Source organism: Arthrobacter sp. MMS24-S77 (genome assembly GCF_054888235.1).
Window position 1 is genome coordinate 3175561 of record NZ_JBTZRN010000001.1, and the last position, 12224, is coordinate 3187784.

Genomic DNA, 12224 nt, shown 5'->3' on the forward strand with positions numbered 1-12224 from the left:
GCTGATCTGACGGACAGTCGAGCCCCTTTCCGAGCCGCTATCGACAGGTACATCTGTTCTTGGTACCCATAACCGACGTTAGTTCATCGCCACGGGTAATTCACCCTTTCGTCACTTATTTTTTGTTTGAGTCGACGTGGGCTGCCACTCGCGCGCAATTTGGGGGAGCTCGTTTCCTGCCGGCGGCCGAGTAGCTGCGAGGACAACCGCGCCACACACTGTGCCGCCCGCAGCCGTTACTGCCCGGGACGCTTCAGCGAGGGTGGCACCGGTGGTGAGGACGTCGTCGACGATAATGCATGCCCTGCCCTCCAGGGAAGCTTCGTGGAACAGCCGAACAGTCATGGAGCCGCGGACACGGCGAGCGCGGTCCCCACGGCCCAAGCCCTTTTGTCCGCTTCCCGGTCCCCACGGCCCAAGCCCAGCCCGTTGGGCGGCGCCAGCCTGTTGGGCGGCGCCAGCCCGTTGGGCGGCGCCAGCCCATTGGAAGGCGTCGACACAACGTGAGGCGTTGCCCACAACCCTGTCGGCAATACTTTGAAACCAGGCCGGCAGGGCCCGGGTGAAGGTCTGGACAGCAATTCCGGGCCCCACCTTCTTCAAGGCATCCTTCACCTCCAGGCTTGGCAAGCTGCCCCGGCGCCGCAAATTGCCGAGCAAGAGATGGACCGGACTGAATCCGCGGCGTCGGAAGGCTGCGTTGCTGCTGGGAACAGGGACCACACAGATATCCACCCCGTCCCCAACGGCTGCACGGATGGCCTTCCCCAGGGCAGGAGCGAGTGTTGAAACCAGCTGTCCCTGGCCTAAGTGCTTGAAAGACAGCAGGGCTTGCGCAAGTTCGTCCCGATAGTGGCCGGCCGCGACAACAGGCAGGAGGACGGAGCCATCCACCGTAAGCAAGGCTGGCGCCTGCCCTTCGGCGCGGAAAGGGCGATCGCACAAAAGGCGTATCTCCCGCGCACAGACACCACAGAGAGCTGAGTCCTCGGCACCACAGCACACACATTCAACGGGAGCCAGAACGGCCAGCAACTCAATGACGGCGTCGCCCAGGCCCTGTGTGAGCCACATCAAGCGAGCAGGATGAATTCCCCGATGACGTGCGGCATGGCCCCTGACCACAAGATCGGGATCACGCACGCGGCGCTGCCTGTTGTCATTCCCCATTCCCCAAGCATGGGCCTTCTCACCCGCGGCCAACGGCAACGAACTTGCGCATGTGGAGAACCAGCCTATGTGGACAAGGGGCTACGTGGAGAAGTTGGCGATAGCCGACTGTTAGCCCGGGAAGGCCGGGTCCACCGGACCTTTGAGTTGCAGTTCCCAGCCATTGCCCACCCGCTGGAACACTCCGGCCGCCGACTGTCCGAATATCTGGTCGGGCCCGTTGCCCGCGCTGATGGTTGTCAGGCTCGGCCACGCCGGTAACAGCTGGGGCTGGCTGGATGTCAGGGAGAGCAACTCGGGAACAACGTTTTGACTGGATGAGGCCTTCATCACGGCAACCGTTGTGGAATTGACCCAAACACCTTGATCGGCAGGGGCCGAAGAAATCAAGGTAATCGGGGCGGTCAGATCTTTGGGGGTGCCGTCGGGATTGCGGACAATGCCGGTCACTTGCACGGATGACTTGCCGTTCATTTCGGAGATGACCAGCGCGCGCGTTCCTTCGCGGGATATTCGGAAATCCCTCACGACGCGCCCGGCGAGCCATGCCGGTGTCATCGTCACTGTGGGGACAGGCTGGCCCTGCGCAACGTTGGAGGGTTTGAATGCCACGACCTCGGTGGCACCGCTGGCTCCCGGCCCTGCCGTCCAGACCCAATCCTGCGGACTGAAGGAGGGATGGCTCAGCGTGCTCCTGGTTGTCAACTGACGGGCGGGCTGGCCCGGAATGATCGAATAAAGGACGGTTCCAGCGTCGTTGAGGAAGGCCACCGCCTGGGATGTCGGAGACTCGGCGGGCGCCTTCGGATTCAGCCCAGCCACCGGCTGCATGTCCGGGAGGGGCGAGATTCTGTTGTTCTCGTAGCGCACCAGTTCGTTGTTGCTGACTGCGATCTGACGGGCTGGTGCACTCTTCTCGAGCACCGGCGGCAGGACCGAACCGTTGTCTTCCACCCGGACAAGATCCTGGTCAGCCCGGAGCTGCACGTTCACCACATCCGATTGGCTGCGGAACGTCAGTGCCAGCTGATTCTGCATGCGCTGCCTGTCTTCGGCAGAAGCGTCGACGAGCTCCTTCGCTGACAGGTCAACCTGGGCTGCTCCCGAAACAACGGGCACCGATTCCCTGGCCAGCTTCATGCCCGAAGGAAAAGCGCTGACGACGGCGCCCCGCAGGTATGGTGCCGGACCGGCGAGCAAGGCGCTGGTCATCGCCTTGACGGTGTTCTTCTTGATGAACCAGCGGATATCCGGAACCGCGTACGTAAAAGTGGGGTCGTAGAAATAGATGGGCTGGGCCGCATAGATGACTTTGAATGTCTCTTCCGGGATCGCCGTACCGTCCGGAACCGCCGAGATCCGCCACTCGCCGTCGACCTGTTCCAGAGTCACCGGGATCGTCTCGGTGGTTCCTTCGGGAAACTGTGTGGCAACGCCGTCGGCGTCGACCGCGTAGGCGAGGTCGAGCTGGTACTTGAACTCATTTTCCACGCCGGTTTTGACGACTGTCGCCTTGCGGAAAACGAGGGTTCGCTTGTCCGACTTCCAGCTGACGGACAGCGACTGCGTAAGGTATTGCCGGGCCACTGCATAGTCGCCTTCGTACCCGCTGCCGGCGCCGTAGAAGTCTTCAATGATGGACGCCGGGCTGGCTCCCGGGTGTGGCGGCGGAGGGAAGAAGACGGGAGCGTTCGGGTTGCCCGCGCTTTGGTCTTTGCTCTTTCCCACGGGACCGGACCGTGGAATTTGCGCGCAGGAACTGAGGACCACCATGAGGACCGCAAGAACGGCGATTGTGGCCCTCAGCAGATACCGGCGCCGGGGCAAGTACGAGCGTCGGGAACTCATAGTGCGGTTCCCCCTGCTGTGTCGGCATCGTCCTTGCCGCCCGGAGGCGGGGCCGGAAGTAGCGCCGACGGCATCGCCGAAGGACCATTCGGCGTCGGGTTCGCTGAACCCTGCTCCGGCGGGGCTTCGCCCGCATCCACGACGAGCATTTGGCGCTCGGGGGCGGCGCCGGGCAAGTGGATATCCGCCGGTTCAAGCTGCAACGGGGATTTCACAATGGCGCCTCCCTTCTTGAGAGGCAAGGTCAATCGGAAGTTGGAACCAGATCCTTTGCGGCCCCAAGCCTGAAGCCAACCGTTGTGGAGCTTGGTGTCCTCCGCCGCGATGGAAAGCCCAAGGCCGCTGCCACCGGTTGTCCGGGCACGGGCGGGATCGGCACGCCAGAAGCGATCGAACACCCGCGCGGCCTCGGCCGGACTCATCCCTATGCCGAAGTCGCGCACTGAGACAGCGACCGCTTCATGGTTGGCTGCGACAGAGACATGGACGGGTTTTCCCTCACCATGTTCGACGGCGTTGAGCAGCAAGTTCCGAAGGATGCGATCGATCCTGCGGGAATCCATTTCGACGATGATGCGTTTGTGGCGGGAGGTGAGACGCACTTCGGAGCCGTACTCCGCGGCGACCGGCGAGGCACTGTCGATAACATGGGATACCACCTGGAGTATGTCCGTCGGCTCGGAGTCCAGAACAGCAGCGCCGGCGTCGAAGCGTGAAATCTCCAGCAGGTCCGAGAGCAAGGACTGGAAACGCTCCACCTGGTTGTACAGGAGCTCGGCGGAGCGCTTGTTGATGGGGTCGAAGTCATCCCGCGCGTCGAACAGCACCTCTGCTGCCATCCGGACAGTCGTGAGGGGGGTCCGCAGTTCGTGGGACACATCGGACACGAATCGCTGCTGCATCTGGGACAAAGTGGCCAATTGCGTGATCTGTTCCTGCAGGCTCGCGGCCATGTGGTTGAAGGAGGCGCCCAGCCTGGCCACCTCGTCTTCGCCTTTGACCACCATTCGCTCCTGCAACTGGCCCGCGGCCAGCTTCTCGGAGACGACGGCGGCATGGCTCACCGGACTCACGACGTTCCTGGTCACGTACCAGGCAATGCCACCGATCATCAGGATGAGCGCGGCGCCACCCGCCCACAGCACGTTCTGGATCTCGTCCAGCGTTTGTTGGGCGGTGTCCAGGTCGTAGAGGAGATAGAGCTCGTAGACGGTGCCGTTGAAGGTGACTTTGTTTCCAACAGCGATGCCCGGGTGGTCTTGGTTGCCGACCGGGAACTCCGTGGAAGCCCAGTACTGGTCCTTGCCCGATTCCTGGACCGATTTGCGGAGCGCGGGGGGGATGACGCGTACCGTCAATTGATCCGATGCCCGTGATTCCACCCAGCGGTTGCGCGGCTTGGTCTGTTCGGGCATGGCTTCGAAAACGTATCGCCGCTGGATGACCGAACCGTTGCCCTCGACTGCCTTGAGGGTGTCGTAAACGAGGGTGATGACGCTCGATTGGTCGTTGGCCTGTGAACCGTCAAAGGTGTCTTGGACTTGTTTGACGTAGTAGCGGCTCTCAGATTCGGCTTGCTTCAGGCGCTCCTGGAACAGGTTGTTCGCTATCTGGTTTGAGAGGTACGCCCCGACCACCGCAAATGACACGACCGACAGCACGATCGTCACGGCAACGGTCCTGAATTCAAGCGAGCGGCGCCAACGGCGCAGCAGGGCGCGCCACAAATACCGGATTCCTGGACGAATGTGGCGAAGTCCGGTCACCACGAGGCGGGAGACACGAAGTGCCAGGATCAGGGCGCGGCGGGTCCAGATGCGAGTGCGCTCCAGGATCCAGGGGAGGTTTAGTGCCCGCGCGTCGGTGTGTTCCGGGACAGGATGTCCTGCAACGGTGTGTTTGACCTCGGCCGATGCTGTCTCTTGGTCAGTGCCGGACTCGCCGGTGGAAGACTCAGGAGCCTGCTTTATATCCGACACCACGAACCGTCAATACAACTTCGGGGGCTTCCGGATCACGTTCGATCTTGGACCGCAGCCGCTGGACATGGACGTTGACCAGCCGGGTGTCGGCAGCGTGGCGATAGCCCCACACTTGCTCAAGGAGCAGTTCGCGGGTGAAGACCTGCCAAGGCTTGCGCGCCAGGGCGACCAGGAGATCGAATTCCAAGGGCGTTAGCGAAATCCGCTCTCCGCCGCGCGTCACCAAGTGGCCCGCGACGTCGATGGTGACATCGGCAATCCGCAGGGTCTCAGGCGCTTTCTGGTCTCCCGGGCGCAGGCGGGCGCGGACCCGTGCCACGAGTTCGGCCGGCTTGAAGGGCTTTGGCACGTAGTCATCGGCCCCCGATTCAAGGCCGCGGACAACATCGGAGGTATCCGATTTGGCGGTGAGCATGACGATGGGAACGTCCGACTCCCCGCGGATCTGCCGGCACACTTCGATGCCGTCCGAACCGGGCAGCATCAGGTCAAGCAGTACCAGGTCGGGCTTTGAAGAACGGAAAACTTCAAGCGCTTGCCCTCCGTCCGCGCAAAACACCGGGTCGAAGCCGTCGTTCCGCAGCACGATGCCGATCATTTCAGCCAGCGCTTCGTCGTCGTCTACTACCAGGATGCGTGCCTTCATAGTTATATATTCCCTTATCACCCTGCCTTTGTCCCGTTGAGCCGGATCACGGCATGGCGCGCTGCAGCCCGCAACCAAATGGGCTATGAGGCGCGACGGCGGAACTATAGGCTGGTGCGAACGGCCCCTTTCGGGGTCCGTGCATTGCCGCGGACGCATCTTTTGGGGAGGAAAACGTGTCACAGCCCGATCCGGGTTACCGGCCTGAACAGGGACCGCGGCCACCGTGGGGCGCCCCGCCACAATGGGGGGCTCCGCAAGCGGGCGCACAGCCACAGTGGGGAACGCAGCCACAGTGGGGGCCGCCACAGCATCCTGGGCAGCCGTGGGGCGCCCCGGTTGATCCGCGCTGGCCGGCCGGGGGTCCGCCGCCTTACGGCCAGCCCCGCTACGTCGCTCCCCCGAAACCCGGAATCGTGCCCCTCCGGCCACTGATGTTCGGCGAGATCATGGATGGCGCCTTTCAGACCATCCGCCGGAACGCCAAGACCATGTTCGGTTCGGCACTCGTTGTTCAGGCAATCAAGGGCGCGTCGAGCGGGGTGGCCACACTGGGCATGCTCGGCATAGCCCAAGCTCCAGTGGATGGTTTCACCACCCAGTCCGAAGCGATGCAGTACCTTGGCCCGGTCCTCGGCGTCGCCGCCGGAACCATGGGTGTTTCAATGCTCGCCATGGTGCTTTCCGCCATCCTCCAAGGCGTCATGGCAATCCCCGTCGCGAGATCGGCGTTGAACCGCCGGACCGGGTTCAAGCAAATGTGGACGCTGGCCCGCTCACGTATCTGGTCCCTTGTGGGGCTTGGCTTCCTCATGCTTGCCGGCTCATTGCTGTTCTTCGTGGTCATCATCGTGTTGGCCGCCCTCATCCTGACTGGCCTGGGACCGGTCGGGTTGCTTTTGGTTCTTCCTTTGGGACTCGGCGCGGTCGTCGTCTATGCCTGGGTCTACACAAAGCTGATGGTGGCCCCGGCCGCCGTCACCGTGGAAGAACTCGGCGTCCTCGCCGGTCTTCGGCGCTCCTGGAACCTCACGGCCAGGAATTGGTGGCGGATCTTCGGCATCACGCTGCTTGTCGGCTTCATGGTGGGAGTCATCGCGATGGTCATCCAGATTCCCTTGAGCTTGGCCTCCGGCGGAATGACGGCAGTCTTTTCCCCTCATGCCAGCGCCGAACAAATGACCACCACCTCAGTGGTCCTGCTGGTGGTTTCGCTGGTCATCGCGGCCCTGGTGGGTGCAGTTGGCTTCGCCTTCCAAACCTCGGTCGCGGCCCTGATCTACATGGACCTGCGGATGCGACGAGACGGCCTGGACGTGGAGCTGCTGCGGCTTCTGGAGACGGGAGAAGAACCCGACGGCGTTCCCGGCCGGAGCGGGGTTCGTCAACTTCGCACGCCGACATGGCCGCCAACGACCGGTCAGGGCTCACCAACGGGATGATCCAGGCTTCCGGGTCCTTGGCCTTTCTTTTCGCTGCCTCCGAACCTCCCGTTAACCCGGATCGCGAGGAAGCCCAACGGTGGGCAGTTGAGGAACTCTCCAAGCCGCAATACGCATCGGCCAAACCCAGTTGGATCGATGAAATGTGGAACCAGTTCGTCGAGTGGCTCCGTTCACTGAACGGCGATTCCATCAACGGGCCGAATATCGGCATGCCGGTGATTGGAGCGTTGGTGGTGGTCCTCATCGTGGTTGCCGTGATCGTGATCAGGCCGCGGCTCAACGCCCGCAAGAAGGAATCGGCGGAGGTTTTTGACGAGGCGTCGTCGGTGAATGCCGAGGCATTCCGCGCGTTGGCATCTGCCGCCGCGGGCCGTGGAGACTGGCAGACGGCCGTCGTCGAGCAGTTCCGCGCGGTGGTTCGCTCGGCTGAGGACCTCGCAATCATTGATACCCAAGCCGGCCGGACCGCGGACGAGGCGGCCGCCCAATTGGGGCGCTCGTTCGCGTCCGCCGGTTCGCGGCTTGAGCACGCTGCCAGGCTTTTCGACGGGGTGAGATACGGCAAGGCAGCGGCCACCTCTTCCGATCACGCCGCTGTCCTGGCCCTGGACACGGAGTTGTCGGCCACGAAACCTGATTTCGCCGGTCAGGCAGGCAACAGTCTGGCGGTGCCGCGATGACGTCAACTCCCGGCAAGGCCAAGGAAGGCGACACCCCTGGCCGAGCCCCCGACGCAGCACACAGTCAGGATGGAACCAAGGACGGCCAAAGAGTCCGGTGGACCGCGCGGTTGCTTGGCTGGTCAAGACGCCACATGGCCTGGATCATCATCGGAGCGATCGTGGTGGTGCTTGGGATCCTCACCGTGGCCCAACATCCCGCGAACACGGACAAGGCAACGCTGTCTGCACGTAATCCTGCCCCGGACGGGGCAATGGCAGCGGCCGAAATCCTCCGACAGCACGGCGTGACAGTCACGGAATCCGATTCCTTCGCCTCTACAACCTCGTTCCTTGCAGGGAAACCAGAGGCCACTGTCCTGCTGTATGACCGCAACGGCTATCTTGACTCTGCCCAGTTGCACGCGTTGGTGAAAGCAGCCGGACGCGTGGTGGTGGTGTCCCCCGGCCCCCGGACCCTGACCGGACTGGGCAGCGGGATCCGTCACGCAGGCGTGGTTCCGAGCGGCACGGCAACCTTGGAAGCGGGATGTGGCCAAGCGGATCCCCTCGCCGCGGGCCGTGTCTCCGGCAAGAACGGGTTCCTTTACAAGGGAGCCGACGCGACGTGCTACAGCCCAGGCAGTGGCGACGGCGGGATGTACGCCGCCAGTGCGGACGGCCGGCTCGTGGTTCTCGGCAGCACGGCCCTGCTCAGCAACGATCTGCTGCAGGAGGAGGGCAACGCCGCCTTGGCCTTCCGCACCCTTGGACCTGCCCCGGATCTCGTCTGGTATCTCCCCGGCCTCGGAGACGTACCCACCGCCGGTAGGCCGCCTACGCTCAATGAATTGGCGCCACCGTGGGTGGGGTTCCTGGGCCTGTGGCTCATGGTGGTGGCACTGGTCGCCGTGCTGTGGCGTGGCCGGCGGCTCGGTCCGCTCGTATTCGAACCGTTGCCGGTGGTGGTCAAGGCCGCAGAAACGGCCGAAGGCCGCGCCCGGTTGTACCAGGATTCGCGGGCGGTCGGCCGGGCAGCAGACAACCTACGGGCCGGCGCCCTGACCAGGCTTGCCAGGCACTTCCGGCTCGGCCCCGAGGAGGGCGCAGCTGCCGTCATTGACGCGGTGGCCCGAAAGGTGGACCGCCCGGCACAGGAGCTCCGGATGCTGCTGGACCACCAGCCCGGCACCGATTCCGAATTGGTCCGATGGGCACAAAGCATCGAAAAACTCGAGCAGGAGGCAACAGCCCCATGAGCAGTCAACCAATGAGCAATCATGCAAACAGCTTCACGGACGGGAACTATGGTTACTCGGGAGGGACGGCATCGCAGGGACCACCGGCGGAGCAGCCGGTCCGGCACTCTGTGGAGCCCGATCCCGCCCGCAAAGCCCTGCTGGACGTCCGTCACGAAGTAGGAAAGGCCGTCGTTGGGCAGGATGCAACGGTGACAGGCATGCTCATCGCCTTGCTCTGCGGGGGTCACGTCCTGCTGGAAGGCGTGCCAGGGGTTGCCAAGACGCTGCTGGTGCGTGCTTTGTCCACCGCGCTCAGCCTGGAGACGAAGCGCGTCCAGTTCACGCCAGACCTCATGCCTGGCGATGTCACCGGCTCCCTCGTCTACGATTCGCACACCTCGGAATTCACCTTCCGCGAAGGCCCGGTCTTCACCAACATCATGTTGGCGGACGAAATCAACCGAACGCCTCCCAAGACCCAGGCCTCGCTGCTGGAGGCCATGGAGGAACGCCAGGTATCCGTGGACGGACTTTCCCGCCCCTTGCCATCGCCGTTCATCGTTGCCGCGACGCAGAACCCCGTGGAATACGAGGGCACCTATCCCCTGCCGGAGGCCCAGCTGGACCGCTTCCTCCTCAAGCTCTCCATGCCGTTGCCCGGACGTGCCGAGGAAATCGAGGTGATCAGAAGGCACTCGGAAGGCTTCGATCCGCGCAACTTGTTGGCAGCCGGGGTCAGGCCGGTGGCGGGCGCGGCCGAACTCCAAAATGCCCGCGACGCGGTGGCCCGAGTGACAGTGGCCCCGGAAATCCTGGGATACATCGTGGACGTCGTCCGGGCGACACGCGCGGCGCCGTCGTTCCAGCTGGGGGTCTCCCCACGTGGCGCCACGGCACTGCTCAACACTTCGCGCGCCTGGGCATGGTTGTCCGGACGCAACTTCGTCACCCCCGACGACGTCAAAGCACTGTCCTTGCCATGTCTGCGGCACCGTGTAGGGCTTCGCCCGGAAGCCCAGATGGACGGCGTCCACGTGGATGATGTCCTGGGCAGAATCCTTGCTTCTGTCCCCGTTCCGCGCTGATTGGCCGCGGCTCATGACTTTCCACTTTACGTCTGTCCGCCCTATGACTATCCAGTGGTGCTGAATGGCGATCACAGGCCGCTTTGTGCTGCTGGTATTTGCCGCGTTGGCGCCCTTGGTGCTTTTCCCCGCGTGGGGTACGGTCCTGCTCATCGCGACCGGGCTTTTGGCCCTGATGTTGTCCGACCTCCTGCTGGCAGCATCGCCCGCCAAGATTGCCCTGCAGCGCCAGGATCCGGGCAATGTCACCCTCCACTCGGAGGCGGAGTCCGTGCTGACGCTGGATAACGGCACCCGCCGGACCTTCCGCGGGCTGGTGCGTGACGCTTGGCAACCCTCCGCCGGAAACGTCGCCCCCATCCAGCGCGTCGAGATCCCTGCTGGTGAGCGGCGGCGAATGTCAGTCCGGCTCAGGCCTACACGGCGTGGCGACCTGACGGCACCGCACGTCACGCTGCGTTCCTTCGGCCCTCTCGGCCTGGCAGCCAGGCAACGCACCGTACCCCTCCCCGGCCGCCTGCGCGTCCTGCCGCCGTTCCACTCCAAGCGGCACTTGCCCTCCAAGCTGCGGAAACTGCGGGAACTCGATGGCAAGGCGGCGGTCCAGATCCGGGGAGCCGGCACGGAGTTCGATTCCCTCCGCGACTACGTCCGGGGCGACGACGTGCGCTCCATCGACTGGCGCGCAACCGCGCGGCGCACCGCCGTCGTCGTCCGGACTTGGCGTCCCGAACGGGACAGACGCGTCGTGATCATGCTCGACACCTCGCGCACGGCGGCAGCACGGATCGACGACGAGCCTCGCCTGGACACCGGAATGGAAGCGGCCCTCCTGCTGGCTGTGCTGGCCGAGCGAGGCGGAGACCGGGTGGACTTCTTCGCATTCGATCGACGCGTCCGCGGGCGCGTGGACTCAGCAGCCAAGGGCAACCTCCTCGGCTCCCTTGTCCTGGCCATGGCGCCGCTTGAGGCCGAACTGATAGAGATGGATTGGGCCCAGATCCCGGCCCAAGTGCGGGCCATTTCCGCGCACCGTTCACTGGTAGTGCTGTTGACCTCGCTCGACGCCGGGGCCCCCGAGGAAGGACTCATTCCCTTGGTGGCGCAACTGGTGAGGCAGCACGTCGTGTTGGTTGCATCGGTTCGTGACCCCTTGCTGGGGCGAATGAAAGAGGAACGCACGACGGCGAGCCAGGTCTTCCGTGCCTCGGCTGCCGAGCGGGCCCTCCTTGACCGTGAAGCGGTCAGCGCTCAATTGCGCCAGCTTGGCGCAGAAGTAGTCGACGCCGAGCCGCTTGAATTGCCGCCGCGCCTGGCGGATGCGTACATTCGCCTGAAGGCTGCGGGCCGTTTGTAGCCGGGACGGCCGCCGAGCCCATCAACCAATACCGGGAAACCGAGGAAACCACATGAGCACACCCATCTACGAATTGGCGCTGGGCAGAAAGTTCCGGCAGCTGCAGCCTGAGCTCCAGGACTATTTCTCGCTTGCGCCGGGATCCGGATCATACGGAATCGGCGAGGGCGTGTTCGATGTGGTCGGCTGCAGGCAGAAATGGCTCCGGCCGCTCCTGGCCACTGTTGCCGGGGACCAGGCCTTCTTCCCGGAGTATGGCGAGCACGTTCCGTTCCGCATCGAAAACCATGCACACCTTGATCCATTCGGGCGCTCCAGCCTCACGGCCCGGCGTGAAATATTCTTTCCCGGGCGTACCCGGCTGTTCCACGACACCACCGCCGCGGAAACCGCCAGCGACGGGGCCACCCTGCTGATCGACTACCTGGGCCGCTACCGCAGACTGGCCACGGCATTGGAGCTGGATGTCACCCCGGAAGGGCGGCTTCGCGGCGTCTCGGGCGCGTCACGTTTGTTCCTGGGTCCCCTCAGGCTCACCTTGCCCATTGCCCTCGACGCGAAGGCCTACGCGGAGCAGTGGTGGGATCCGGCAGAAGGCAAGCACCGAATCCAGGTGAAGGTGCTCCAGAAACACATCGGCCTGGTCCTTGTTTACGCGGGCTCATTTGACTACCGCTTGGCGCCCTCGCTGCCCGGGACGGATGGCGCGGCAGCCGCGCGGACCGCCACCGCCGCCGTCGGGCTCCCCCGATACGCCGAGCCGGACCGCTGGGAACGGCGGGTCTAGACGA

The 12224-nt window shown here is 64.1% G+C and carries 10 protein-coding genes; 6 read left to right on the forward strand and 4 right to left on the reverse strand.

The genetic code is table 11. From position 1 onward, the window contains the following. Positions 1–111 precede the first annotated feature (111 nt). From ACX5I4_RS14495 to mtrA, 4 genes are all read right to left on the reverse strand, one after another. Positions 112–1074 carry a ComF family protein gene (locus tag ACX5I4_RS14495; protein WP_461838738.1) on the reverse strand — a complete coding sequence of 321 codons (963 nt, stop codon included), beginning with the start codon at positions 1072–1074 and terminating at the stop codon, positions 112–114. 207 nt (positions 1075–1281) lie between these two features. Next, positions 1282–3018, reverse strand: a complete 1737-nt coding sequence (locus ACX5I4_RS14500) for an LpqB family beta-propeller domain-containing protein (protein ID WP_461837263.1) — start codon at positions 3016–3018, stop codon at positions 1282–1284. Further along, positions 3015–4853, reverse strand: a complete 1839-nt coding sequence (mtrB, locus tag ACX5I4_RS14505) for an MtrAB system histidine kinase MtrB (protein WP_461838739.1) — start codon at positions 4851–4853, stop codon at positions 3015–3017. The genes ACX5I4_RS14500 and mtrB overlap by 4 nt, the downstream gene beginning before the upstream one ends. 118 nt (positions 4854–4971) lie before the next feature. Continuing rightward, positions 4972–5646, reverse strand: a complete 675-nt coding sequence (gene mtrA / locus ACX5I4_RS14510; protein WP_184736948.1) for an MtrAB system response regulator MtrA — start codon at positions 5644–5646, stop codon at positions 4972–4974. Positions 5647–6062: 416 nt separating this feature from the next. Here mtrA and ACX5I4_RS14515 point away from each other — a divergent pair, with 416 nt between their 5' ends. The 6 genes from ACX5I4_RS14515 to ACX5I4_RS14540 all read left to right on the forward strand — a co-directional run bounded on the left by ACX5I4_RS14515 (position 6063) and on the right by ACX5I4_RS14540 (position 12220). Continuing rightward, the gene (locus ACX5I4_RS14515) at positions 6063–7088 is read left to right on the forward strand and encodes a DUF7847 domain-containing protein (RefSeq protein WP_461837264.1); all 1026 of its coding nucleotides are present in this window, start codon (positions 6063–6065) and stop codon (positions 7086–7088) included. Further along, positions 7049–7771 (forward strand): DUF4129 domain-containing protein, encoded by a 723-nt coding sequence (locus tag ACX5I4_RS14520; protein WP_461837265.1) that lies wholly within the window; start codon positions 7049–7051, stop codon positions 7769–7771. The genes ACX5I4_RS14515 and ACX5I4_RS14520 overlap by 40 nt, the downstream gene beginning before the upstream one ends. Beyond that, positions 7768–9009, forward strand: coding sequence for a DUF4350 domain-containing protein (locus ACX5I4_RS14525; protein WP_461837266.1), 1242 nt, complete (start codon positions 7768–7770; stop codon positions 9007–9009). The genes ACX5I4_RS14520 and ACX5I4_RS14525 overlap by 4 nt, the downstream gene beginning before the upstream one ends. A gap of 11 nt (positions 9010–9020) precedes the next feature. Further along, entirely contained in the window at positions 9021–10076 is a 1056-nt protein-coding gene (locus ACX5I4_RS14530; protein WP_461837267.1) for an AAA family ATPase, read from the forward strand. Between the two features lie 64 nt (positions 10077–10140). Next, the gene (locus tag ACX5I4_RS14535) at positions 10141–11433 is read left to right on the forward strand and encodes a DUF58 domain-containing protein (RefSeq protein WP_461837268.1); all 1293 of its coding nucleotides are present in this window, start codon (positions 10141–10143) and stop codon (positions 11431–11433) included. 52 nt (positions 11434–11485) lie between these two features. Next, positions 11486–12220, forward strand: coding sequence for a DUF4166 domain-containing protein (locus tag ACX5I4_RS14540; protein ID WP_461837269.1), 735 nt, complete (start codon positions 11486–11488; stop codon positions 12218–12220). The last annotated feature ends 4 nt before the right edge of the window (positions 12221–12224 follow it).